The organism is Shewanella sp. ENK2 (assembly GCF_043568515.1).
GTDB lineage: Bacteria > Pseudomonadota > Gammaproteobacteria > Enterobacterales > Shewanellaceae > Shewanella > Shewanella japonica.
On the sequence record NZ_CP171406.1, the window covers coordinates 2,031,207 to 2,057,001 of the forward strand.

Here is a 25,795-nt window from a genome sequence, read left to right on the forward strand (position 1 = left end):
TGGGTTAGTCGATTCGCAATAAAAAACCGTCAGGATCTTTAACGAGTTTATTAACACTATTACTTTGCCGTTCTTCAATTCCTTTTAAAGTGAGTCCTGCAAAACCGCTGTGGGTCGATGTATGGTAACTAAAGTCCTCATCCTCAGCGGTGCCGTCAAATTGCTGCAGTTCCAATATTGTTTCTGGGTATTGCCATAATAATTCCACAATTTCGGCATTCATTGATTTGCTGACTGATTGGCTGGTTGAATTAATTGCAGCTTGTAAATCGGCAAAGGCTTGTGTGTGTTTATCAGCCAGAAAGTATAAGCTCATGTTGCGCTCGTCTGAGCGGAAAGTATGTACTAGCTCTAATCCCAACTCTTGGTAAAACGACAGGCTTAATGCAATGTCTTTGACTCTTAAGGTCGATAGATTGAAGTGCGCGGTGCTGCCTAATGGGTAGTTTGGTGCTTGCTTTATTAATGAGCTTTGGCTGTTTTTAAGCAAATGTGTTTGGATTAACTCAATGCTATAGCCGTCAGGATCTTCAAGGTGACATAAGTACGCGAGATCAGGGATTTCTAAGCAAGGCGTAGTGGTAATGCCATTATCGATGAGGTTTTGACGTGCTGTTTTTAAGTGGCCTACCGCAATTGAAAATTTCCAATAGCCATCCACTCGACTTGGCTGCTTAGCAATACTAAAGACGCGCTGAGGATCATGTATTAATTCAAGTTGCGCATGGTTCGCAGCGTTGGGAAACTGCAATAAGTAATGACTGCGGCTGCCAATTTGATCCTGCTTTACCAGCTGCATTCCCAACTGTTGCAGATAAAACGCCAAAGATTGTTCAGGGTTACTGATATATAAACTGTGGTGGCTTATCTGCATGTTTAATTCCTTTTAGTAATTTTTTAACGCTCACCCTGTACTTCAAATTCGTCACTAGCAAGTCTGGCTTTACCGTCAGCATCAACGACCCATAGCTCACGATGTACCACGCCAAAGGCTTTATTCATGGTCCAGTGTGAAGTCAGAATATAACCATTGTCTCCTTCAGCTTCCCAAGTTACCTGAGTGTAGTCAACATCCTTAAAGCCTTGATCCATAATCCCTTGCCAAAACGCTTCAATGGCTTCACGGCCTTCAAATATGCCAAATGGACGAGCTGTCATCACGCAATCTTGTTGATATTGTGCAGCGCAGCCTTTGGCATCTTGATTATTAAAAGCGCTTTTCCAAGCAGCAATGCCATTTTTACATGCGGTTAATACTGGGTTTTCTGTAGTGGTTGATTGAGTCATTTTTAATCCTTAAGTGAGTGATGAACGCATCGAATAAGACTGATATTAGTCATGTCACTACTTCGGAAAAACAGCTATATTTACAATCACTGTTTAATAAAACTAAACAATAATAATGAATCGATTACGTCAAATGGCCGTGTTTGCCCATATTGTTGAGTCTGGCTCAATTACTGGCGCAGCTGACTCGCTTGAACTGTCAAAGTCAGTGATCAGTCAGCACTTAAAAGCACTAGAAACAGAGCTTGATGTGGTGCTGTTAAAGCGAACAACGCGCAGGCAGTCTTTGACTTCCGCAGGTGAGCAGTTTTATCAGCAATGTAAATTGCTCAATAAAATTGCCAGTGATGCTTGGTTTGAAGTTGAGCAAACTAAAGTCCTGCCTCAAGGGCGAGTACGTATTACCGCACCAAATGCATTGATGGAAACTTTAGTGACACCAGCAATTAGTGGCTTACTCAAGCAGTATCCATTACTTGAGCCGGAGCTGATTAGCCATGATCAGCATTTAGATTTGCTCAATGAAGATATTGATTTAGCCATTCGAGTGGGGCAATCTGAGCAGAATATGTTGATGCAAAAACGCATTGGCTCTTTTCGTGATGTGCTAGTGGGCCATAAGTCGATAGTAGATAATGGTGACATTCATGATTTGCCTTATATCGCCAATACTTGGCAGGGCAAACATATCACTCATCAGTTTGAATCAAAACAAGCATCAGCTATTCAATACACAGCCACAGCGCACTGCATGGCTAACTCCTTTCACACCTGTTTGGCGCTCATTCAGTCAGGCTGCGGTATTGGTATCGTGCCGGATTTTTACTTGCCTAAGTTGAGCGGTGAAATTAACCCTGCTGTTCCTCTGCATCGTCTGCCAGTCAATCACATTTATGGCTTACACCCTTATGGCCAAAAAGCCCCTCTTAATGTTAAAGCCTGCTTAGATGCTATTGCCAGTATGTTCTAACAGTGGTGATGGCGACGTATAAGAGTGCGGTTTTTCATTTTACTCAAGCGATTTTTCTTGAGTTTAGGAGCAAGCTTGTTATTGGTTCTGACTGGCGCTTGAGAATGTAAGCAAGTATGTCTTAACTTTATTCTTCGCCCTTGATATAAATTGTGTCACAGAAATAAAATGGAAAACTATTTAAGTTATTGTTTTTATGAAGCTAATTTTAAATGTTGAACTTCATGTAAGCGTGATACTACACAAAGAAATTCGAGTTTTTTTGACAAATTAGAAAGATAAAGTTGATGTTTTGTAAAGCCGTGCGAAGTTGGCATATAAGAGTGTGAATTTTCGGTGCAAATCTCTAGAATTATTAACATAAAAATAATGACATCTTGGGATCTAGGTAGATGAACAAACACCTCACTATAGCGATGATCGCCATGTCGTTGAGTGTATTAGCGGGTTGCACAAGTAACACATATTTGGACTAGAAGCAGGTTACGCCTGAATTACCGCCAACTTGGTATACCAGTGCACAAGCATTATAAGAAAACCAACCTTGGGTAGAGGCTATTGCAACTGAGCAATTGCTGGAGCTGGCGAGTATTACGCTGAATCAGTGACTTATCGTGCTGAAATTGGCCGAAGTTCCGTCCCTATTGATGTGCAGTTAAGTGCTAATTCGTTGGATACACTGCGAGAGATTGCCGATCAAGTTAAAGTCCATTTAGCAACCTATCCAACCGTGTTTGATATCTCTGATAGTTTATCTAACGGTAAAGAAGAGCTGCTGATTGAACTTACAGAACAAGGCAAAGCCTTAGGGTTAACTCGTGAGGAGGTCACTAACCAAATCCGCAGTTTCTACTTTGGCTCACAAGTACAGCGTATTCAACGTGGGCGTGATGATATTCGTGTCATGGTGCGTTTGCCGCTGAATGAGCGACAGTCATTAGCTGATTTAGAGAAAGTCTTGATCAGTACCAGCCAAGGGACGCAAGTGCCACTTGGCCATGTGGCTAAAATGACTTCAGGCAAAAGTCCGTCGACCATTAAACGCATCGATAGATATCGAGTACTTAATGTCACCGCCGATGTGGATAAAGACAACTCCAATATGACCGTGCTGCAAGCCGACCTTAAAATCTATCTTGATGGGTTAGTGGCGCAATACCCAGGTGTGCGTCATTCGCTGGAAGGTGAAGCCAGAGAGCAAAGTGAAAGCTTTGGTTCGCTTCAATGGGGCTTAATATTCGTATGCTTCATGATCTATAGCTTATTGGCGATTCCGTTTAAGTCATATATTCAGCCATTTATTGTGATGAGTGTGATCCCTTTTGGCTTAATCGGAGCTGTCATGGGGCACTGGATTATGGGTTCAGCATTGACCATATTCAGTATTTTAGGCATGTTAGCGCTGGTGGGCGTTGTGGTAAATGACTCACTGGTATTGGTTGATTTTATTAATAAAAAACGTGCAGAAGGTGTTGAGCTGGTGGAAGCTGTTCTGACTGCTGGAGCTAAGCGATTTAGACCCGTTATGCTAACGAGTTTAACCACCTTTATTGGTTTAATGCCGCTACTGTTAGAGCAATCAACCCAAGCGCAGTTCTTAATCCCAATGGCGATATCGCTTGGTTTTGGTATTATTTTCGCGACTTTCATTACCCTTATTATGGTGCCAGTAAACTACATGGTCGTTGAGCGCATTAAAGGGGTAAAAGTGGATGAAGCTGAATTTGATAAGGACTTTGGTGATACGTTTAATGTGGGAGTGAATAACCCCTTAAACGCTAACTAGTCACTGCAAGGATCATAACTCATTATTGAGGTTTAATGAGAGATCATTAAACCTCTTTTTTTGCTGGTTAAATTCTATTATTAGCACTTACCGCCACAATCTTTACCGGTTTTACGGGTGTAAGAAACGAGATTACCTTTGGCATCAAGGTGAAAATCACAACATTGATTAAATAAGCTGTATAAAGATTGGCGGCTTTTTTGCACTCGCGATTTTAAGGTCGAATACTTAATATCTTGCTGCTCAGCATAGGCTTTTTGGGCGACACCATTGAGCTCAACTGCGGTCAATAACGCCGCTTCTTCTGGTGGCAGACCATTAATAAATGGCGTAATACAATCAGTCATTTGTTCAAAAATATCTTCGCTTTCTTCTAAAGCCCAGTCATGTTGATCTTGTAATTCGCTTGTTTGGTTTCTAGCACGCTTGCGATAAAAATCGATGATGGTGTGATTAGCAATTTGGAATAACCAAGACTTTAGCTTTTTGGTATCTTGGATTTTTTCTAAGCTGTTATAACTTTTGATTAAGATCTCTTGCAGCAAGTCATCAACATCAGCATGATTGGAGACATTTTTAGTCAAAAACGCCTTAAGGCTAGTGCGATATTCAGCCCAAATAGTTTCAATGCTGATAGCGGTTGATGTTGTCATATAAGTTCCTGTAAAGCGCATTTATTGGAAACGCAAAAACTGATCTAAGCAGAGCTTAAATCAGTTTTATGGGTATTTACCTGTTGAGTATAATAGATAACAAGCCCTAGTTAACTAATGCGGTTAGCTAATTTGCTAGCTTGATTTTTATCCGCAGCAGTTAGCGCTGCCGCAAGCATCAGTTGGTTGAATATCTTTACCTTCAGCTAAAAACGTATTGGTTAAGTAAAAGTCAGCAAACTTTTCAGTAAAGTCATTAGCAACTGTTTTCTCAATTAATCCCGATGCCATAACAGCTTGTTGCCATGCCTGTACTTTAGGCAGTCCGCAAAGCATATCCTGCCCCGTTTTTTGCTTGACGATATTGGCGCGATGTAACAGCGGCAGCCAAGCAATATCAACATTGCTGAGTTCATCTGACTTAAAGAAGCGCGTATGACCGGAAAGCTGATTTTCCATCTTGTGGAATGCTTTGTATAGCTTGGCTAAACGTTCTTCGAATGTCGTTTGGTTTTTGCTACTCATAGTGCCACATTGCGCTAAATAGTGTTTAGCCCCCAAGTAACTCCATGCTCGGTCTAATGCGCGCTGCTCATTGGTAACGTTTTGCTCAAGCGGACCATATTCATCTTCGATGTATTCAATGATCGCATCAGACTCAAACAGGGCGGTGCCGTTGTCTGTCACCATCACTGGTACTTGGCCGTTGGGTGAGATATCTAAAAACCATTGTGGTTTATCACTCAAGCTAATGTATTCGATTTCATAAGCGATATTTTTAGCCGCTAATGCAGCTGTAACACGTTGAACAAAAGGGCAAATTTTGAAGCTGATAATTTTAATCATAACTGACACCTGATAAATATAAAGGTTATTAATACTGATAAGACGAAGTCATAATTAAAAAGACGAAAATTTTATTTTTTTAGGACATATTTACTTTCATGGTGCTTACATTAACACGCTGGCCATCGCCAATAGAATAAACAGGCTGGCTGTTATTTTACGAATTAATGCCAATGGCAACTTATCAGCTGATAGCTTTCCAATTATCACTACGGGGACATTAGCGAGCAACATGCCGATAGTGGTACCTATTACCACCATGGCTAACACATCAGCATATTGAGCGCCAAGAATGGAGGTGGCTATTTGGGTTTTATCGCCTATTTCGGCAATGAAAAAGGCAATAAAGCTGGCAACAAAGGGCCCTCTGTTGGAAATTTTTTCATCATCATCGAGCTTATCAGGAACCAGTATCCATGCTGCCATGGCTAAAAAGCTGATTGCGAGTACCCAAGTTAATAGCTGAGGAGAAAGGTAGTCGGCGATGACGACACCTAAATATGCAGCTAAAGCATGATTTGCAATAGTGGCTAAAAATATCGCTGCAATTATAGGGATAGGTTTACGGTACCGACTGGCAAGCAGTAATGATAATAGTTGAGTCTTATCACCAATTTCGGCTAATGCGACTGTGGTAATTGATATGGCAAGTACGCTCAAGAGGCTCTCTTTTAGAGGTGGGGAAAATTAACAACCAAGACAACACTCGCTCCCCCACCTCGGGTTGCGATTGTTGTCTATGGTCTCACTCAGCTCTGTGGTGACAAAGCCTTGAACGCCATGATGATTTTGCATCAATGATGTTGACGAACAAACCAACTTATTTAAAGGCTGTTTAAATGAGTGGCAAGTTACTCCCCAAAGACAGCGGCATTGTAAAGATTGTCAGCGTTCTTTTCAAGTTAGCGTTTGCTAAATAACGGCCGAAGTCGCGCCATTATTGGCTTTATCAACTCGGTAGCTTTCTACGTTATGTTATCTATGTCATTGGTTTAAAAGGATGGTGTTGAAATAGTTTGATAATCAAGTTAAATTCTAAAGAATACTTTGATTGTCAAACTATAGGTGCCAGCGTGCGATTTACTACAGAACATCAACATGACTTTTGTGCCCAACAAAGTTCCGGTGAAAAGAGAACCCTCTACGTATTGATATTGACTGTGACGGCGATGGTGGTTGAGATCATTGCTGGCACAGTATACGGCTCTATGGCTTTGTTAGCTGACGGTTGGCATATGGGCACCCATGCCGCCGCTTTTTGCATTACATTGTTTGCTTACCGTTATGCTAGGAAACATGCCAATTCTGATAAGTTTTCATTTGGGGCAGGTAAGGTGAGTGTTTTAGGCGGGTACACCAGTGCGATTGTACTTGGTGTGGTGGCACTATTAATGATGGTGGAATCAATTAATCGTTTATTTAACCCACATGATATTCATTTTAATGAAGCTATTATGGTGGCTTTTATTGGTTTAGCGGTTAATGTGGCAAGTATTTTTTTGTTAGGTGATCATCACCATCATGATCATTCGCACGGCCATTCTCACGGTCATTCTCATGCCCATGACCACACATCACATTCTCATTCTCATGAGCACCATCATGAACAGCATGCACACGGTCATCATCACGCATCAGGTGAAAAACACCATGACCATAATCTACGGGCGGCTTACATGCATGTGTTAGCAGATGCATTAACCTCTGTTTTAGCGATAGTAGCGCTGGTGTTCGGTAAGTTTTATGGTTGGCATTGGCTTGATGCCGTGATGGGGATGGTGGGTGCAATTGTGATTACTAAATGGACGCTAGGATTAATGAAGCAAACCAGTCCTGTGTTATTAGATGAGAGTATTGATGCTGAATATAAACAGCAAATTGAACAGGCATTAGCCCCTTATGCTGATGTCAAAGACATGCATGTTTGGAAGGTCAGTGGCCACCATTATTCGGCGGCGATAACATTAGTTGCTAAACAAACAACTTATTCTTTGCATGAATATAAGACCTTATTAAATCAGTTTGATAAAATCCATCACCTGACACTTGAAGTACACCCTATGAGATAAGCGATGCCAAATACTGAACTGCTAAATCAAACCATTACTGAATTTTATGACAAGATGTCCTCTTGGGAGCAATCGGTTGTAAAAGAGACTGGCTACAGTTTAGCTCAGACTCACACTATAGAAGTGTTGGGAAACTTTGGCGCGTTAAGAATGAATGCATTAGCGCAAAAACTGGGGATCACCACAGGTACGTTAACTGTACAAGTCGATAAATTAGTGAAGCTTGGGCTGATGGTACGTTGTGCTGATCCTAAAGATGGTCGAGCCACATTATTGAACTTAACCGAGGACGGCCTGGCAATTCATCGCCAGCACCATCAGCTACATGTCGAGTTAATGCAAGATTTAACCTTAGAGATGTCTCCATCAGAGGCTGAAATTTTGATATCTGCTATGCAAAAAATGAATAAATTATTTTAAAACTGTTAACTAGGCACTTTGTTACCAATGTAACTAAAGGTAACATTATCCCCATACAATCAATGCTTTAATATAGACGTATTATCATGTTACCCTGCTGGCAAGCATAATACGAAAGGATGATAAAATTGGGGCGGTATATGGATGTATTGTTATCAAGAGGGTGGATCTTCTGTTTATGCGGATGCCTTCTGATGTTCACTACTGAAGGATTAGCAAACCCCACACTTAATCAGTTAGAAACTGATGTTTATGCCGTTACTCCCGCCGAAGCAATTAACTTGCTGGATCAGTTTGATCTGAACAATCATGATTTTACACCTGAAGAGCAGGCCAAAGTGTACTTTCTGTATGGACAGATACACGAAAAGCTACGCCAGCTCGACCTCGCCATCAGTAGTTATGATAAAGGTATTGCCCTAGTAAAATACCTCTCGATCAGTGAGGTGTTAATCGACAGCCATTTAGAGCGTTCATTTGCTTGGTATCTTAAAGCGAATGACCCCGCAAGCTATTGTCCTGATAGACACCAAGCACTCGAATATGCCCGTAACTATGACAATGCAGAATTATTAGCTAAGGCGATGACACAAACTGCCTTTTGCTTTATTGAACCAGACAATGTCTATAAGGGCATAGACTTATTAGATGAAGCATTGCTGATTGTGGATAGAAGTGACAATTTGAATGTCAATCGTAAGGCAATGATATATAACGCCACAGGCAGCTTATATCGTCGTGTAGGCTTACACCAACGCGGCTACGAAAACTTTCAAAAAGCGTATGAAACTTGGAAAACCATTAATGATATTGAAGACATGTTCAATATGCAGCACAACATGGTGAGCCAAGCGATTAAGCTAGGTGACTGGGATAAAGCCGAAGATAATATTCAGCAGCAATTTGAACTTGCTCGTCAGGCCACAAAGCCAAATGATCTGTTATTTTTCTCCCATCTTAATGCTGGCAGAGTGGCGCTAAGAACCTTTGATTTTAATCAAGCGGTATTGCATCTCGAAAAAGCCATATCGTTAAAAGACACCACTAAAGAGCAGTATTTTGTCACAAGTGGGTATTTGTATCTGGCGATTGCGTATGTTCGTAGTGGTAACCTACCTCGCGCTGCGGAAATGGCACAGATATTTAGGCAAAATAAAAACTTCCCTGCCAACATGAAAGCCATGTTTTTAAAAGCGGATGCGATTATCGCCCTTGCGGCAGGCGAGTCGAATAAAGCTGCTAACTTGTTTTTGGAAGTTATTGATGTTGAGAGGGAAGATAATCAAAGCATTATCGATAATAAGGTACTGACAACGTCACTTGATCATAATATAAAACTAGCGAGTTTTGAGAATGAGTTATTAGCCAATCGCTTAGCCATTAATGAACTCAACTGGGCCGCCGTTGCTGATAAAGAACGCATTAGCGATCTAAAGCTAACCTTATTTCTGGTCTTGGCCATTGTATTGTTTAGTGTGATTTTAGTGTTATTGCATTCTCGAAAGACGTTGAAAAAACGTGCTCAAACCGATTATCTCACCGGATTATCAAACAGAGGCTATACCTTCCGAAAAGGCCAGCGCATTATAGAAAGAGCCATCAAAAAACAGCGCCCAGCCTCAGTGATAATTTTTGATATTGATAACTTTAAAGCAATTAATGATCGCTATGGGCATCATATTGGTGATTTAGCGATTAAAGCGGCAGCCAAACGTGCAAGCAGTTGGCTCAAAAAACAAGACTTAGTCGGGCGTATTGGTGGAGAGGAGTTTTTGATTGTATTAGACAACACCACGCTGGACGAAGCCTTTACCATCTCAGATAGGTTGAGAAACGGTATTGCGGCTCAATCATTTCACTTTGATGGGATTGAAGTGGAGTTTACGATTAGTTTAGGCGTCGCGACATTGAGTGCTGGTCAGCCATCAAATTTATCCGATCTTACCAAGCAAGCAGATGATGCATTATACCAAGCGAAGTTTTCTGGTAAAAATAAAGTCTACCTTGCTCCCCAATGTGCTTAAAGCTCAGTTAACGAGGCGAGAGTATATCCAACAGTGCAAAGAAATAGATAAAAAAGCAAGCAACGAAACCCTTGGAGTGGATGCAATGTTTAGTTGAGTGAAACATTCTCGTTGCCTGCCAATGTCTTTCGACGTCAGAATGATAAGTGAAAGGTCGCAAAGGCCAAACTCGCATTTGAAGGATCAGACCCTCACTTACATATCATCCATACGATTAACCGCTTGAGCTAATTGTCGATGGCGTTGATTAAGCGAATCAGTGATGTTCTGTAATTGAATCAGCAAATCTTGATTGGGGATTACGTTGGTCGTGACATTAAGCCAAACGATGATGTTTTCATGAAGCGTGTCGACGTGCTCCATCAACTCATGGGTTTTGACATTAGAGGCAACATGTATATCTTTTGTCGCACTAATAATACTTTTCTCGATATCTTCATCTATCCATGTGTTAAGCAGTGACTCTGGCATTCTCAATTTTATGTCGCGTATGTACTGGATATTTTCACGTTGTTTTTGAATTAAATAATGCAGCAACATCCGAGATCGTTCAGTTTCTGTTTCATCTAATAAGCGTTCACACGCCATCGAAATAGCTTCATAAACATCAATCAAATGATCTAATACCTCAAAAGCCTGGTTAAATCGCATGCTCACTCCTTACATAGCGGGTTTCATGAGTTCAAATAAGCCATTTCTAGGTTAAATTTCAGCCCTAATGTAATGACAGTTTATTAAGGTGTAGTCGATAGTGTGAACAATGTAAAATTGCACCTTTATAGTGCGTCGATGATGTAAAAGTCAGCACAACATTGTTTGAATCTTGAATTTTTAATCCTATTTATGATTCCGTGCATTAATAAATTAACATTTAAAATCAATGTCTAAAGTCAGTAATTAACCAATTTGGTGCATTTTATATCAAGCTGGCATGTTCCCTGTAACGTTTAATTTAATCACACAATGATTAGCGAAATGGCAGGGGAAGAAAATGACGACTCAACCGCTTATTTTTACCGATATGGATGGCACTTTACTCGACCACTATGACTATAGTTTTTCGAGTGCAATTGGCGTGATAGAGGCGTTGGTTGAAAAACAAATTCCTATTATTCCCAATACCAGTAAAACCTTTGCTGAAATGGAAAAAATTCAACAAACCATTGGTTTTAATTCTCCATTTATTTCTGAAAATGGCGCCGTGGTATATATCCCAATTGGCTACTTTGAACAACAACCTGAAGATACTGTGACCGAGGGGTATTACTGGGTTAAAGCCTTTTGTGAAACAAGGCAACATTGGCTCAGTCTATTAGATAATCAAGCAAGTGAATTTGCAGAAGACTTCATTGGCTTTTCATCACTCAGTGCTGATGAGCTATGTGAACTCACCGACTTATCCGCAGAGAAAGCAGAACTGGCCTTAGTAAGGCATTACTCAGAGCCGCTATTGTGGACGGCTGATGAAGAGCGCAAGCAACGCTTTATTGACCATATGCAGAAGCTTGGTGCCAATATGTTGCAAGGTGGTCGATTTTTGCATGTGGGCGGCCATACCGACAAAGGGTGTGCAATGAACTGGCTGGCACAGGTTTATGCTAACGCATATCAGGTAGGGGTTAACACAATAGCATTGGGCGATAGCGGAAATGATAGTGCCATGCTTGAAGCCGCCGATATTGCGATTCAAATTAAGTCACCAACCCATACTTTTCCAACAATTCAAACCAGCAATAAAACCATGCAAAGCCGCCACTACGGTCCCAAGGGCTGGGCTGAATGCTTGCAAGCGTTATTACTTGATTCTCCCACCCCAAGTTTATTTACAGCTGAGGAGGCATAACATGGCTGACTTTTATCAGAATGGCATTGTGACCACATTACATAATTTAACCCAGCGTACCCATGAGGAAATGGAAAAGGACCTCATGAAATTTGCCAAAACTCGACCACTAGGGCTAATTTTACCTTCGCTATATTCAGAGCTGGAAGGTGAAGCGTTACCCAATATCATTAATAAATTGAAAGATGTGCCGTATTTATCGGAAGTGGTAATAGGTTTAGACCGAGCTGATAAAGAGCAGTATCAGCAAGCGCTAAAATTCTTCAATCAATTACCGCAACATCACCGAGTGTTATGGAACGATGGGCCAAGATTACAAGCACTAGATGCAAAACTCAGTGCACTGGGTTTAGCGCCCAAAGAGTTAGGGAAAGGACGAAATGTTTGGTATTGCATGGGCTATATTTTAGCATCAGGCAAAACTGAGTCAGTCGCCCTGCATGACTGTGACATCGTCACCTATGAAAAGTCATTGTTAGCACGCTTACTTTATCCTGTTGCTAACCCGCAGTTTAATTATGAGTTCAGTAAAGGTTATTACGCCCGCATGTCAGACGGCAAAATTAATGGTCGTGTGTCACGTCTGCTGGTCACGCCATTGATCAAAGCGCTGCAAAGAGTCGTTGGCCATAACGATTACCTTGAATACATGGACAGCTTTCGGTACCCACTGGCAGGTGAATTCTCCTTTCGACGTGATGTGCTAAATGATTTACGTATCCCGAGTGATTGGGGCTTAGAAATTGGCGTGCTCAGTGAAATGCACCGTAACTATGCCCACAACCGTATTTGCCAAGTCGATATTGCCGATAATTATGATCATAAGCATCAAGATTTGTCGCTCGATAATGCCGAAGCGGGGTTATCAAAAATGTCGATAGATATTACTAAGGCGTTTTATCGCAAACTGGCTACCCAAGGTGAAACCTTCAATACAGAAGCCTTTAGAACATTAAAAGCAACCTATTATCGTATCGCCTTAGATTACGTGGAAACCTACCATAATGACGCATTGATGAACGGGTTATCAACCGATATTCATACCGAAGAAAAAGCCGTTGAAATGTTTACTCAAAACATTGTGACAGCAGGTCAGCGCTTTTTAGATAACCCAATGGAAACGCCATTCATGCCAACATGGAGCCGAGTGATCAGTGCTATGCCTGACGTACTTGAGCAACTTAAATCGGCAGTAGAAGCGGATAACGCTGAGTTTATGTAATGAATAAGGTCGATAAGGCTGGTGGGCTGCCAGTCTAATCTGATAAACGTTAGAAGATAGGCTTATGACAGAAATAGAAAGTTTAAAGCATAAACTGATTCAACAGCTTGGGTGCATTTATAAAGATGTTGAGCTAACACAAAGTTATGATGAACTTGCTGATGTGTTGGTCGATATTATGCGCATTACTCAAGGTGGCTTTACTCCTCGACCATACAGTAATCATTGGTCTGAAAAAGATGTGGTAGTGATAACCTACGGCGACAGCATTATTGCAGCAGATCAAAAACCGTTGGCTACGTTATCCGACTTTATGGATACGCATCTTGAATGCATTAATGCGGTGCATATTCTGCCATTTTTCCCATTTAGTTCGGATGATGGCTTTGCTGTTATCGATTACTCAAGCGTCAATGATGGCTTGGGTGATTGGTCTGATATTACCGCCATAGCGTCAAAGCGCAGACTCATGTCTGATTTAGTCATCAATCATTGTTCTAGTCGAAGTGCTTGGTTTCAGAACTTTATCAAGTGTGAAGGTATTGGGCATGATTACTTTTTTACCGCCAATGTTGACGATGATTTATCTCAAGTGGTTCGCCCAAGAACCTCTGCGTTATTAAGGCCAACTCATACAAGTAAAGGCTGGCAGCATGTCTGGTGTACCTTCAGTCATGATCAAGTGGATTTTGACTTTAGAAATCCACAAGTGCTTATCGAATTTACACGTATCATTAGGCAATACCTTGATGCCGGCGTGAATATTTTCCGCCTTGATGCCGTGGCATTCTTGTGGAAAATTGCCGGCACGAAATCAATTAACTTACCGCAAACCCATGAAGTGATCCGTTTATTACGCACTTTAATAGAGCATGCTCAACAAGATGCAGTCGTGATCACCGAAACCAATATTCCCAATACTCAAAACCTGACTTATTTTGGCAACGCCAACGAAGCGCACTGTATTTATAATTTCTCATTGCCGCCTTTACTGATTAATACTTTGATTACAGGAAGCTGTTTGTATTTAAAACGTTGGCAAATGAGCATGCCTCCAGCACAGGATGGCACCACTTATTTTAACTTTATTGCTTCACATGATGGTGTGGGTTTAAGGCCTGTTGAAGGGATATTAGAGCAGGATGAAATTGACAGTCTAGTAGAAACCATGGTGTTGTTTGGCGGTAAGATTTCCAGCCGAACGAGCGAAGATGGCCATAAAAAGCCCTATGAAATGAACATCGCACTCATCGATGCCTTGCAAGGTACAACGAAAGGCAAAGACCAATTTGGTTTAGCGCGCTTTACCTGTGCCCATGCCATTATGTTGGGGCTGGAAGGGATCCCTGGGATATATATTCATAGCTTACTGGGCACCGAAAATGATTATGAGAAACTGGCTAATACCTCTCATAATCGCTCTATTAATCGTCATCGCTGGGATGCAGAACAATTGAATGGCTTGCTTGCCGATGACAATAGTACCCATGCTAAAGTGCTTGCTGCACTGACTAAGCTGATAACTATTCGAACCAATCAAGCTGCATTTAATCCTAATGCGACTCAATTTACCTTGCACTTAGGGTTGCAGTTATTTGGCTTTTGGCGTCAGAGCCGCGATCGTAGACAGAGCATTTTTTGTATCAGTAATATTTCAGACCAAGCGATAGATTTACCCTTGGCCGAGCTGAACTTAATTGGTACCGAAACCTGGTTTGATTTGATTGACGGCGAAGTGATCCACGATATTACTGCTACGCAATTATTAGAGCCTTACCAAACGGTTTGGATTAGTAACGTACCTTAACGATCAAAGCCTATTAACGAAAAACACAATGAGGCGAAGATGTGATTCGCCTCAATGAGTTAGCGAGTACTTAAGTCGGCTTATGATTTAGCCAAACGATACTGTTTTAAAATATCATCTAATCCAACAGATGCTTGAGTGAGTTGGTTTGCAATGGTCACTGAGCGATGTGATGTTTCATGTATCGTTTCTGCTTGGCTACGAATGTCATGCAGTTGCTGAGCAATATCACGAGAAGCTGCGCTTTGTTGCTCAGAAGATGAAGCGATTTGCGAGCTCATATCAAACACATGGTTAATTGAAGTGACCATGCCATCAACATCTTCACCTACCGAGGCAATGGCTTGTTGCCCTTGCTCAGCTTGTTTAACAATGTCTTCAGTAATATGCGATAAGGTGCCCGTGTCTTTCTGTAATCCTTCTATCATGGTTTGTATTTCTACTGTCGCTTGCTGAGTGCGACTAGCCAAAGTACGTACTTCATCGGCAACGACAGCAAACCCACGACCTTGTTCACCCGCTCGTGCCGCTTCAATGGCAGCATTAAGCGCCAATAAGTTAGTTTGCTCAGAAATACTATTAATCGTGGTGACCACTTCACCAATATTGGCAGCAGCTTTTGATAGCTCATCAACAGAGATAGATGCCTGCGAGATGCGACCTGTTAAAGTGCCAATACGATTGACGGCTTCACTGATTTGCACTTGGCTATTGTTGGCTTGCGATGAGCTTGTTTGAGTTTGTTCACTGGTACTGCTTGCATGGTGCGAGACAGCTTCAATCGCCGTGGTCATTTGCGACATTGCCACCGATACTGTATCTAAAAAGTTATGTTGATACTCAGTAAGTTGCTCACTTTGCTGCGCTTGCTGATTAAATTCTTGTGCAGCATTAGACAAGGTTTGCGCATTGGCTGCAATGGCGGTCACCATTTCGCTCATGTTATCGGCACTGCGATCAATTTCTCGGGCAATAAGACTGAAATCATCCGTACCAAAAAAATTAAGGCGACAGGTTAAGTCACCTTCAGCAAGACGTTTGATGGCAACATACATGTCCCATAGTCCGCCACCTAACGAAGTCGAAATCCAATAACACAGTAGGTACAGAGGCAGTAAACCGGCAAATGCCCAAATCAGCATGCTGCTTGCGCTGGATAAGGGTTCTGCCTCTAATTTAGCGACATTCACTGTTAGAATTAACGCTGAGTTATTGACGGGTGCGCTAACGGTAATGTTGTCTTGATAGCGTGTAGCCTGAGTTAATTGGCCAACTTTTGCATCAATGAGATGAGCGAAATCAACTAATGCTTGTTCATCAAGCCCTTGAGCTTGAGCGCTTTGTGCAAAAGCATTGACTCTGGATTGAGCGAATTGCTCTGAACTGTATTCAATTTGATTGGTGTAATTGACGTATTGAGTCATAGCTATAGCGGCGGTAATCGCGGTGACAAGAGCGCATATAACCCAAAACTTACCGTTTAAACTGAGCTTAATGAGTACAGCATCTACTTTACGAAAGCTAATTTGTTTCATGTCGAGCATTCCTTTAGTCAAAGCAACAATCTAGCCCTGACATTAAGTTGCAAATGCGGTCAGTGCCTACAATATATTCTGTAAATTATATTGATAATTTAATTCATCAATACAAAGTGTTACATGTAATAAGCTGGCATGTTACCGAGTATTACCAGTGAATAAATCGAGACAGATCTCAGTCTGACTGTCACTGATTATTTTTTATCTTTTTTTAGCGATTTATCTGTTGATTAATTTCACGTTACATCACCAATCAAACCCAATTAATTGGTTGAGCTAAGTGAGGTGACATAAACACATTGTTTATTGGCACTGATAAAAGAGATATCGGCGCAGATAACAAAAAGTTTAGCGAGAAGTGCTGCGTCATTGGGCTAATAATGTCATGTCAAATAGCGAGCGATAGTCACTAACGTTATGTTATTTACCGCTGTTTTCCTCTATGTAAATTATTGATGTGAATGTTTGATTTTGCGATGAATGCCGAGTTTATTTTGTGCCGAAAAGCATAGTGTAAGCGACTGAGAATAATGTAACGGCATGAATCAATAGTGATTAATGCCAAATCATTGACCTTAAAATATTAACTTGTGAGCGAATTAACATGAAAAAATGGTTAGTCACCTTAGCTGTAATGAGCAGCTTCTCAGCGAGTACGGTTGCCGCTGAGACAGTAGAGTTTAGAGCTGCAGGAAGTTTAAAGACGGCAATGACGGAAGTCGTTGCTCAATATCAAGATCAATATGATGTAGCAGTGGCGTCGCAGTTTGCCCCATCTGGATTATTACGTAAGCGAATTGAGCAAGGCGAGCATGTCGATTTGTATGCATCAGCAAACATGAAACACCCAACGACTCTCAATAAAGCTGATAAAGCAGGGCCTGTAGTGCGATTTGCTGGCAATAAGCTCTGTGCCATTGCCCAGCAAAATGTCTCACTTACCAGTGAGCAGTTATTGGATAAAATGCTAAGTAAGGATATTAGAGTGGGCACATCGACACCCAAAGCGGATCCTGCGGGTGATTATGCTTGGAAGTTATTTGCCAAAGCTGAACAGTTACAAACTGGTGCAGAGCAAACATTACAACAAAAAGCGTTACAGCTAACAGGTGGCGAACACTCAGCTAAAGCGCCTGAAGGGCGTAACCCTTATGGTTGGGTAATGGAAAATAATCAGGCAGATATCTTCTTAACCTACTGTACCAATGCGGTATTGGCACAAAAAGAAGTGCCAGCGTTACAAATTATTAGCGTGCCAGAAGCATTATCTGTTGGCGCACAATATGGGCTAACGCTTGTTAATGGGGCTAACCCTGATGCCGCTGGTTTAGCGCACTTTATTTTATCATCGGATGGCCAAGCAATTTTGGCTAAATACGGTTTTGATACCCCATTAAAATAGTGATTTTAGGCCAGTATCGCTGGCCTAAATCAAGCGTTTTAGCTTTATACGACACTCAGTTTCGAGCTTGATGTCATTCGCATCTGAGTGTTGCTCGTCGTTGTCGCATCATATTGCATAACCTGATTTCGCCCCGCTTTTTTTGCTCTATACATGGCGATATCAGCATGTTTATAGGCTAAGGTCGCATCGTCTTTTACTTTAGTGACTCCACCACTAATGGTGAAAGGGAACTGCGAATTGGCATCAATAATACGGCAAAGTCGGTTAAGCACAGCCTCAGCTTGAGCAGCAGAGGTGTGAGGCATTAACACTGCAAACTCTTCTCCACCAATGCGAGCGACAATGTCTGTCTCACGGCATTGCTGATTTAAAAAGTGGGCTAACTTTTGCAATGCAACATCACCAGCATCGTGTCCATGCTTATCATTGATGACTTTAAAATGGTCTATATCGATGATCCCTAAACATGCTTGGTAATCAGGGTAACGTTTAGTATAAACCGTGAGATTATCTAGCTCCTTGTCAAACTTACGACGATTCCAGACTCCGGTTAAAGGATCCGACTCACTTTGGTTTCGTAATTCTTCTTCAAGCAGTTTTCGTTGCGTAATATCGATAAAGGTAATCACGTACTTTTTGACTTGCCCTATGTTGTTTTTTAACGTTTGTATTCGGGTTATCAGCGTATATTGCAGGCCTGATTTGTTATGACCGACAATCTCACCTTTCCATAAGTCATCTTTTTCTAATTGTATTTTTATGGCGGCAACTTGATGCTCATTGAGCGACAGGTTTAATTGATACAGTGATTTATTGAGTAGCTGTTTTTGGGTATAACCCGAAACCCGCACAAACTCTTGATTCACTTTTATCAATGCAAATTGTGGATTAGTAATAATCACGCCCGCAACACCATTAAAAGCGGCTTCAATCAATTGGCTGTTAGCCAATTCATTTTCATGCTGGTTGTATAATTGGAAAATGTAGCCACAAATACCCGCAATCAGTAGCAAAATGAGTAAGCCATTCACCAGTAGGTGTTGTTTTTGTTGTTGCACATAAGGTGAGTCTGTCGGGCTAGATATAACAATATACTGGCCAAGTGGGCTGTAGGCCTCTCCAAGGGATAGCCTTGCATAAGAGTAGACTGCATCATCTTGAGTTAGGCGGCCATTTTCAGACGATTGAATTTGCTTCCATAAATTAGGCATAAGCTCAGCCAAGCTAGAGCCTGCTTTGTTATGAAGTAAATTATCTAATGTTTCATTAGGTTGATCGCTTGCAAGTAAGTGGCCTTGATGTTCAAATATTTTTGTCACGACATTATCTTGATGAATCCCATCAATGGCGCTTAGCATGTTAGAAATACTCAGGTTTATCACCATAAACCCTTGACGTTTTTGTTGGTGATAAACAGGCGAGATGATACGCATGCTTGCCTGAATAGGTTGTGATAACTCACCATTTTCAATTTCTAAGTCGACTGGCCAAGTACCAACTTCACCTTGTTTTAGCTGCTTTGCATACACAAAATACGGGCGTTGAGACTTGTTTTGTAATTGCGCTGTAGGCACTCGCAAGGGTTGAACACCTAGGTTATTAACCCTAATTAGCTCAATACCATCATTGTTTATATAACGAATCTGCGAGTATATGGCTTCATTTTTTGCCACAAAATAAAACATATTTTCAAGCGTATCGCGGCTGCTCTGACTAGGGTGCTCAGTAAATTTCATGATCTGCGGGCTCGTAGTGAGCTTTTTGATGATGTCATCAACGCCCTCAATAACAGCTGCGAGCTTGTCTGTTGAAAACGTTAATCGCTGACTGTGCTTGTCATTGATACGCTTCATTTCGTCATTTTCAATTTTTTGGTACTGATTAAATATGTAAAACCCCACACTGATACTGAACATCAATATGACACTAAAAATCAGCTTGAATACGCGAATATTTTTTCTTCGTTGAGTTTGTTGCATAAGCCTACTTAGATGATAAAAAGTTGATAATCAATATGGCAGCACGTCACCAAACAGCCGCTCTTGGGTGATAACTAGCTTAATAAAAGTCGTAATTAAAGAGTTACCATTTAATGCCACAGAGCCTTGTTACGACTTTTTATTGAGGTTGATGACGCTGTAGTTTTAAACAATGACGCAAGGAAGGAGAGTCAGGTAAGCGTTATAAGATGATGTTTTTAAATGTTTAATGATAATTGTAAAGTGTGATTTTAATCAAAGAGTACTATTGCACTAACGAGGTGAGCTGGGTAATCTAAGTTAAGAAACATATTGTCATTCGAGACGTGAAGGATTGCAATCGAGTACGTGAAAAGGAGCTTTCAGATTTATCCTTACACCAGCTTTTGCATATTCCTGTCATAAACTCTGCTTAATATGCCTTCGATAACCACAACAACTCTAAAAGAAAAGTGCCTAAATCAGGCAAATAAGGATTGCAAAAATGAGTGAAGAAACAACATTACAAACTCAAGAAGTGAGTCAAGACTCTAAAAACTTGGCACTACTTTGTTGGATAGGCACCATCTTTTTTGGTTTTATTCCTGGTTTGGTTTTATATCTCGTCAAGACTGATGATGAATATGTTCGCCAGCAAGCAAAAGAATCGTTAAACCTCTCGATCACCGTTATCATTGGTTACTTTATTTCAAGCCTTCTATTTATTATCGTTATTGGCATGTTGACCATGTTTGCTGTTGGGATATTTAACTTAGTGTTTTGTATTTTAGGTGCGATTGCGGCATCAAAAGCAGAAGACTTTAAAGTGCCTTATATCTTACGTTTAATTAAATAAACATCACTGGGTCAGTATGACCAGAAAGGCTCAATGACGAAAGCTGTGCTTTCGTCATTTTTATTTGAACGTAAGTTGAAGAATGATTGAGTGATAAGGAAAGCTAAGTGGAAACAAATGTATTTGATCGAACATATACCACAGACAAGATTATCAGTGGGCCATTATACAATTTATTGATTGGGTTAACCCTATGCTGGGGCTTTGGCATTAACTGGTGGATGGTGACTAATATTTCCCCAGAAGCAATTGCATCTGTTAATTCTTGGGTATTTTTTATTGGTTACTTTGCGTCATGTTTTTTAGGTATTTACCTATTTTCATCGTCAGATAAACCTGTGGTGAGCTTTATTGGCTACAACTTCGTGGTCGTGCCATTTGGTTTCATTATTAACTTGGTTGTGAGTCAATATGACGCTGCACTCGTGTCTGAAGCCATTCGTATTACTGGGTTAGTGACTATTGCAATGATGTGTTTAGGCACATTGTTCCCTGCTTTTTTCAGTAAAATTGCCGGAGCGTTAACCATTGCGCTGCTGTTGGTTATCGTCATCGAATTAATTGAAATTTATGTGTTTGGGATCCACCATGGCATATTAGATTGGATAGTCGTGCTGATCTTTTGTGGCTATATTGGCTACGACTGGGGGCGCGCAAATCAAATTCCTAAAACAGTTGATAACGCGATAGATAGCGCTGCAGCCTTGTATATGGACATCATTAATTTATTCCTAAGAATTTTACGTATTTTAGGTCGCAAGTAAGTGCTCATTAGGGGTTAACATTAAAGAGCCGTGAGGCTCTTTTTTTGTCTCAATTAATATAGGGAAAGTATCATTGAAACTCGTTAAACCCAGTGCAGAATACCAATCCAGTTATCTTGCTTATATTGCCGAACTAGCCGATGAAGAGCGTTATCCTTTTCCACTGGATTTTGAACATCAAGATTTTGAAGCCATGTTGCAAAAAATTCAGAACTTTGCTGATGGGGTTAACTTGCCTCAAGGTTATGTCGCCAGCGAAACCTATTGGTTAGTTGATGAGGCTGAGTTAGTTGGTGTCGCCAATTTACGCTTGCGGTTAAATGACGCTATTAGACATTGTGGCGGGCACATTGGCTTGGGCATTCGTCCAAGTTATAGAGGTCAAGGCTTAGGGGCTGAACTCATGGGACTGGTTATTGCTAAGGCAAAACTCAAAGGCATTAATGAGCTACACATTCATTGCTATAAGCACAATGTTGCTTCAGCAAAAATGATAATGGTAAATGGTGGGATACTAGCGTCAGAGATATCATTGTCAGACGATCAGAGCTCAGATAACGCTGCGGCAATAATACAGCGTTATCGAGTGGTTTGAATGACTTAGCTAACTAATTGAACCACAGCTTGATTCAGTTCTGCGACAAGTTCTGCATTGGTTAATTGACCTTTCTCGGTATCAAAGTTTTGATAAAAGCTAGGGACTGACATCGAGCCTTTGACCTCAGCGGCAAAGTAAGGGGCTGAACCTGTCGCCGCTGCAAGTACTGTACTCGCGCCGCCTGGGCCAGGCGAGGTGGCCAATAGTAATGTTGGCTTACCCTGAAATACTTTTTGATCAATGCGTGATGTCCAATCAAATAGGTTTTTATATGCTGCGGTGTATGAGCCGTTATGCTCTGCAAATGAAATAACAATAGCATCCGCATGACCAATTTTGTTGAAAAAAGCTTTAGCCAAGTCAGGCTGACCCAATTCTTTCTCACGGTCTTCACTGAATAATGGTATTTCGTAGTCATTGATATCGAGCAATTCAACTTCGGCATTATCAACTAATGTCGCGGCATGGTTAGCCGCATATTGTGCGAGTTGTTTATTAATGGAATGACGACTGCTGCTTGCTGCAAATGCTAAAATTTTCATGTTATTGCCTTAGGCTCTTTAAGCCAGAATAAGTCAGTTAAAACAAAATGTATGTTGGGGTAAATTACTCGTATTTATTTATGTTTAACATTAATTTACGTGCTTGTATTCAATAAATTCGATGACATTTTTGTCAGGATCTCGAATGAAGAATGAACGTCCATTAATGTGCTGCATTAGTTCACCACTGAGTGGAATGTTGCGTTTGCTTAATTGCTCAATCATGACGTCAGCATCATTAACTTCTAACGCAATATGGGTATAGCCAGTGTGTTTAGTGGGAATATCCATTAGTACATTCGTGTCAGTTTGTGCGGCATTCAAAATAAAATTAATGTTGATACCACTCGGGTGTTCGACAATTGCTACTGGCTCTGGCCCTAATGGACCAGCCACATAATTAAATCCAAGTTGCGCGTAAAATGCTTTAGCAATATCAAGGTCTTTTACGCGTAATCCATAATGATTAATTCGAGTGATCTGTTCCATGATTATTTCCTTATAGTTAACCACTTAAAGGCTTGAGCCCTCGTGCGTTGATGTGGTTACTTTAGCGATATCATGACGTGGGATTAAGTAGGTATAAGGTAAATGATTATTTCCATATGACTTGTAATTGTGGGTTATATTAAAAATTGGTGTTATTTTGGAATGAATGTCGACCTGTGTGTCTGGCTAATTTGATGAAGAGAGTGACATATGAATCTTGACCCTAAATTGTTTGATGGCCTGGTAATTTTTAGTCAAGTTATCGAATCTGGTAGCTTCTCGATTGCCGCCGAAAAAACCGGTCACTCGACATCGCACATCAGTAAAGTGGTGACAAAATTAGAACAGCGATTACAAACTCGCTTGTTACATCGCAGTACACGCTCATTGAGTTTAACACCAGAAGGTAAGTTATTTCATCAGCAGTGTATGCAGATAGTCAAAGATGCAGAGCAAGCTGTCGCTATGTTAGATAGTCGCTTACAAGTGCCTAGTGGCACGTTAAAAATTAGCTGCCCGGTCACTTTAGGTTTAATGCACTTACAACCGATATTGTCCTTATACATGCAGCAATACCCACAAATTAACTTAGACATTGATTTTAGTGATCGTCATGTCGATTTAATTCAAGATGGTTATGACTTAGCGATAAGAGCAACCCAACAGCTCGATGATTCTAATTTGATTTGTAAGCGCCTCAGTCGATTTCACGCATTAGTGGTAGCAACGCCAGCATATTTAGCAAAACATGGGACGCCGCAGTCTCCAGAAGACCTTATTACTCATCAATGTATTTGTTACACCAATTTAAAGCATCCTAGTCGTTGGGTATTTGAACACCCTGAAAAAGCGACAGTGACGGTCGATGTTCCCCAAGTTATCGGTTGCAATAATGCGGATATGGAATTAGCAATGGTGCTGGATGATCATGGTATTTGCCGCCTGCCTTCTTTTTATTTATCTAAGGCATTAGAGCAGAAAAAGCTAACGGTGTTGTTTAGTGACTATGTGCAACCTGAAGTGGATATTTACGCTGTATATCCTAGTCGCAAGCATTTAACTCCAAAGGTGCGAAGTTTCATTGATATGCTGGTGGAGCATATGCCAGCTTCATAACTTGTCCATTATTTACGATATGAACAAGCGGTATTTGATGCAGCAGATATCCTAGTTTATTGGTATATCTGCTTCGCCTAAGTTGGTCAATTAGCTTGCTAACTGTGCTTCTGCATTCATTGGGTTTTTAGCTAAATACTCAAATAAACCCGTTTGCATATTCACGTTCCAAAAACGGCCTGCAAGCGTGAGTTTCAAGCAACGGTCATCTATCGTTGCGAGTCCATTTTGCTGCCAAGCTTCAAATAATGGCTGCAAATGAATAACAACATCGGTTTCAATCCCATCGAATGATAATGTGCCTGAGTCTAAGCCACGTTTAAAAATAGCATCAAATGCGGCAGATGGATTTGGACTGAGCGCCATGCCTGGTACTTGTGCTGGCAATCGTGTCTGGCTGCTCGACTCTGCATCTTCAGTGACAACTTGTGCTTGGTGCCACTCACTTAAATCTCTGGCATTCATCATGCCATGACCATGAATGCTACCGCCGCCGCCAGCACCAAAAGGCAAAATTTCGATACCGCTTTTAGCGAGTGAGTTATACACACTGCGCTCACGGTCATCTCTGCGCCAATGACAGCTAGATAATCTTTGCCATTGCTGGCTTTCTAGTGCATTAGCGCCATAGGCATACATGCTGGCACGGGTTTGGCTATCAGCCTGAAATTCACTGGTTTCAGTACCTAATACTTTGCCTTTTTCGCTGGCTTTATCGATACGGTTACCCGCTAAGCCAATTAACTGATATAAATCGACGCCATGGGCTCCACAGTCAATTGCAGCTTGAATATCTTGTTGCCAAATATCCATGGTTTGCCCAGGTAAACCAAAGATCAAGTCGATGACAATACTGGCGTTTGGATGTTGGCTAAGCTGTTGTAATCGCTTAAGCAAAGTCTCTTTATCATCAAAACGACCTGCAGCTTTGCGTACAGCAGTATCAAAGCTTTGAACACCAAATGAAAAACGATTAAAACCGTTATCTAGCGCATTGTTAAACTTAGCGTCATCAAAACCATTTAGGCGGCCTTCTAGGGTGACTTCTGCATTATCAGCTAATGGAAATCGTTGAATAGCTTGGCCTAACTTGGCAATGTCCTCAGCGGTAATATCAGTCGGTGTACCACCACCGACGTAAACCGTGTCAAAGGGCTGACTTTGTGCCAGCTTTGTTTGCGAGGCGAGTGTTAACTGCTGACACAATACTTCCATGTAGTGGCTAATGCGCTCAGGTTTAGCGCCATTTTCAAAGAAATTACAGAAGCTACAACGCTTACGACAAAATGGAATATGAATATATAAAGCACGTTTATCTGCAGTTGTTTCCGTTTGCCACCATTGTTGCCAAAGCTGTTCATCAACTTTAATTGGACGGCTACCACTTCGACCTGCATGGGGAGCGCTTTTGACTTTAAATGCATGTTGCAAAGGGTCTGGGCTTGCAATGCCTGTCATGGAAGAAGTTAAGATCATGGTTACTCACATCAAGTAAAAATAAATATAGTTAATGATAACCATTATCATTTGCATTTTGCTTGGTTTAGATCAAGTTTTGCCGCTTTGCATTGTAAAGATTGTCAGCGAAGCTGGGTTAAATTG

23 protein-coding genes and 1 pseudogene are annotated in these 25,795 nt (G+C 41.1%); 13 read left to right on the plus strand and 11 right to left on the minus strand.

Annotated features, from left to right (window positions below):
* Positions 1 to 4: 4 nt before the first annotated feature.
* Together ACGEDC_RS09030 and ACGEDC_RS09035 are read right to left on the minus strand one after the other, a co-directional pair.
* Positions 5 to 874, minus strand: a complete 870-nt coding sequence (locus ACGEDC_RS09030) for a VOC family protein (protein ID WP_394497761.1) — start codon at positions 872 to 874, stop codon at positions 5 to 7.
* A gap of 23 nt (positions 875 to 897) precedes the next feature.
* Positions 898 to 1,287 (minus strand): YybH family protein, encoded by a 390-nt coding sequence (locus ACGEDC_RS09035; RefSeq protein WP_394497763.1) that lies wholly within the window; start codon positions 1,285 to 1,287, stop codon positions 898 to 900.
* Between the two features lie 115 nt (positions 1,288 to 1,402).
* Between ACGEDC_RS09035 and ACGEDC_RS09040 the strand changes: the two genes are divergently transcribed.
* Entirely contained in the window at positions 1,403 to 2,257 is an 855-nt protein-coding gene (locus tag ACGEDC_RS09040) for a LysR family transcriptional regulator (RefSeq protein ID WP_394497765.1), read from the plus strand.
* Between the two features lie 595 nt (positions 2,258 to 2,852).
* A pseudogene (locus tag ACGEDC_RS09045) lies at positions 2,853 to 4,043 on the plus strand (efflux RND transporter permease subunit); the annotation flags it as partial.
* Positions 4,044 to 4,123: 80 nt separating this feature from the next.
* Here ACGEDC_RS09045 and sigZ read toward each other — a convergent pair.
* From sigZ to ACGEDC_RS09060, 3 genes are all read right to left on the minus strand, one after another.
* Positions 4,124 to 4,696 (minus strand): RNA polymerase sigma factor SigZ, encoded by a 573-nt coding sequence (gene sigZ / locus ACGEDC_RS09050; protein ID WP_394497767.1) that lies wholly within the window; start codon positions 4,694 to 4,696, stop codon positions 4,124 to 4,126.
* Positions 4,697 to 4,843: 147 nt separating this feature from the next.
* On the minus strand, positions 4,844 to 5,542 hold the full coding sequence (locus tag ACGEDC_RS09055; RefSeq protein WP_394497769.1) for a glutathione S-transferase family protein: 699 nt from the start codon (positions 5,540 to 5,542) through the stop codon (positions 4,844 to 4,846).
* Positions 5,543 to 5,647: 105 nt separating this feature from the next.
* Positions 5,648 to 6,202, minus strand: a complete 555-nt coding sequence (locus ACGEDC_RS09060) for a TMEM165/GDT1 family protein (protein ID WP_394497771.1) — start codon at positions 6,200 to 6,202, stop codon at positions 5,648 to 5,650.
* A 413-nt stretch (positions 6,203 to 6,615) separates the two neighbouring features.
* Here ACGEDC_RS09060 and dmeF point away from each other — a divergent pair, with 413 nt between their 5' ends.
* The 3 genes from dmeF to ACGEDC_RS09075 all read left to right on the plus strand — a co-directional run bounded on the left by dmeF (position 6,616) and on the right by ACGEDC_RS09075 (position 10,055).
* Positions 6,616 to 7,611 carry a CDF family Co(II)/Ni(II) efflux transporter DmeF gene (gene dmeF, locus ACGEDC_RS09065; protein ID WP_119968228.1) on the plus strand — a complete coding sequence of 332 codons (996 nt, stop codon included), beginning with the start codon at positions 6,616 to 6,618 and terminating at the stop codon, positions 7,609 to 7,611.
* 3 nt (positions 7,612 to 7,614) lie between these two features.
* On the plus strand, positions 7,615 to 8,031 hold the full coding sequence (locus tag ACGEDC_RS09070; protein ID WP_394497774.1) for a MarR family winged helix-turn-helix transcriptional regulator: 417 nt from the start codon (positions 7,615 to 7,617) through the stop codon (positions 8,029 to 8,031).
* Between the two features lie 194 nt (positions 8,032 to 8,225).
* On the plus strand, positions 8,226 to 10,055 hold the full coding sequence (locus ACGEDC_RS09075) for a tetratricopeptide repeat-containing diguanylate cyclase (RefSeq protein ID WP_394497776.1): 1,830 nt from the start codon (positions 8,226 to 8,228) through the stop codon (positions 10,053 to 10,055).
* A gap of 195 nt (positions 10,056 to 10,250) precedes the next feature.
* Here the strand turns inward: ACGEDC_RS09075 and ACGEDC_RS09080 are convergent, their stop codons facing one another.
* Complete coding sequence (locus ACGEDC_RS09080; protein WP_065110240.1) at positions 10,251 to 10,706, minus strand: hypothetical protein; 456 nt, start codon at positions 10,704 to 10,706, stop codon at positions 10,251 to 10,253.
* 340 nt (positions 10,707 to 11,046) lie between these two features.
* On the opposite strand from ACGEDC_RS09080, the gene ACGEDC_RS09085 reads away from it, so the two are divergent.
* The 3 genes from ACGEDC_RS09085 (at position 11,047) to ACGEDC_RS09095 (ending at position 14,927) form a co-directional block, all read left to right on the plus strand.
* Positions 11,047 to 11,898: an HAD-IIB family hydrolase gene (locus tag ACGEDC_RS09085; RefSeq protein ID WP_055025931.1), complete on the plus strand. Its 852-nt coding sequence runs from the start codon at positions 11,047 to 11,049 to the stop codon at positions 11,896 to 11,898.
* 1 nt (position 11,899) lies between these two features.
* Positions 11,900 to 13,120, plus strand: coding sequence for a glycosyl transferase (locus tag ACGEDC_RS09090; protein ID WP_394497779.1), 1,221 nt, complete (start codon positions 11,900 to 11,902; stop codon positions 13,118 to 13,120).
* Positions 13,121 to 13,184: 64 nt separating this feature from the next.
* The gene (locus ACGEDC_RS09095; protein WP_394497781.1) at positions 13,185 to 14,927 is read left to right on the plus strand and encodes a sugar phosphorylase; all 1,743 of its coding nucleotides are present in this window, start codon (positions 13,185 to 13,187) and stop codon (positions 14,925 to 14,927) included.
* 80 nt (positions 14,928 to 15,007) lie between these two features.
* On the opposite strand, the gene ACGEDC_RS09100 is transcribed toward ACGEDC_RS09095, so the two are convergent.
* On the minus strand, positions 15,008 to 16,462 hold the full coding sequence (locus ACGEDC_RS09100) for a methyl-accepting chemotaxis protein (RefSeq protein WP_394497783.1): 1,455 nt from the start codon (positions 16,460 to 16,462) through the stop codon (positions 15,008 to 15,010).
* 607 nt (positions 16,463 to 17,069) lie between these two features.
* On the opposite strand from ACGEDC_RS09100, the gene ACGEDC_RS09105 reads away from it, so the two are divergent.
* Complete coding sequence (locus tag ACGEDC_RS09105; RefSeq protein WP_065110237.1) at positions 17,070 to 17,867, plus strand: molybdate ABC transporter substrate-binding protein; 798 nt, start codon at positions 17,070 to 17,072, stop codon at positions 17,865 to 17,867.
* 44 nt (positions 17,868 to 17,911) lie between these two features.
* On the opposite strand, the gene ACGEDC_RS09110 is transcribed toward ACGEDC_RS09105, so the two are convergent.
* Positions 17,912 to 19,849: a sensor domain-containing diguanylate cyclase gene (locus ACGEDC_RS09110; RefSeq protein ID WP_394497786.1), complete on the minus strand. Its 1,938-nt coding sequence runs from the start codon at positions 19,847 to 19,849 to the stop codon at positions 17,912 to 17,914.
* Positions 19,850 to 20,333: 484 nt separating this feature from the next.
* Between ACGEDC_RS09110 and ACGEDC_RS09115 the strand changes: the two genes are divergently transcribed.
* The 3 genes from ACGEDC_RS09115 to ACGEDC_RS09125 all read left to right on the plus strand — a co-directional run bounded on the left by ACGEDC_RS09115 (position 20,334) and on the right by ACGEDC_RS09125 (position 22,043).
* Complete coding sequence (locus tag ACGEDC_RS09115) at positions 20,334 to 20,684, plus strand: DUF4870 domain-containing protein (protein ID WP_055025937.1); 351 nt, start codon at positions 20,334 to 20,336, stop codon at positions 20,682 to 20,684.
* 107 nt (positions 20,685 to 20,791) lie between these two features.
* A complete protein-coding gene (locus tag ACGEDC_RS09120) occupies positions 20,792 to 21,448 on the plus strand; it encodes a Bax inhibitor-1 family protein (RefSeq protein ID WP_055025938.1) in 657 nt (218 codons plus the stop codon).
* Positions 21,449 to 21,521: 73 nt separating this feature from the next.
* Complete coding sequence (locus tag ACGEDC_RS09125; RefSeq protein WP_394497789.1) at positions 21,522 to 22,043, plus strand: GNAT family N-acetyltransferase; 522 nt, start codon at positions 21,522 to 21,524, stop codon at positions 22,041 to 22,043.
* A gap of 5 nt (positions 22,044 to 22,048) precedes the next feature.
* Here the strand turns inward: ACGEDC_RS09125 and ACGEDC_RS09130 are convergent, their stop codons facing one another.
* Positions 22,049 to 22,588, minus strand: a complete 540-nt coding sequence (locus tag ACGEDC_RS09130; RefSeq protein WP_055025940.1) for an NADPH-dependent FMN reductase — start codon at positions 22,586 to 22,588, stop codon at positions 22,049 to 22,051.
* 90 nt (positions 22,589 to 22,678) lie between these two features.
* Entirely contained in the window at positions 22,679 to 23,077 is a 399-nt protein-coding gene (locus tag ACGEDC_RS09135) for a VOC family protein (RefSeq protein WP_080914567.1), read from the minus strand.
* Positions 23,078 to 23,287: 210 nt separating this feature from the next.
* On the opposite strand from ACGEDC_RS09135, the gene ACGEDC_RS09140 reads away from it, so the two are divergent.
* The gene (locus tag ACGEDC_RS09140) at positions 23,288 to 24,193 is read left to right on the plus strand and encodes a LysR family transcriptional regulator (RefSeq protein ID WP_394497792.1); all 906 of its coding nucleotides are present in this window, start codon (positions 23,288 to 23,290) and stop codon (positions 24,191 to 24,193) included.
* A gap of 90 nt (positions 24,194 to 24,283) precedes the next feature.
* Here ACGEDC_RS09140 and hutW read toward each other — a convergent pair whose 3' ends face one another.
* Positions 24,284 to 25,669: a heme anaerobic degradation radical SAM methyltransferase ChuW/HutW gene (gene hutW / locus ACGEDC_RS09145; protein WP_394497794.1), complete on the minus strand. Its 1,386-nt coding sequence runs from the start codon at positions 25,667 to 25,669 to the stop codon at positions 24,284 to 24,286.
* Between the last annotated feature and the right edge of the window lie 126 nt (positions 25,670 to 25,795).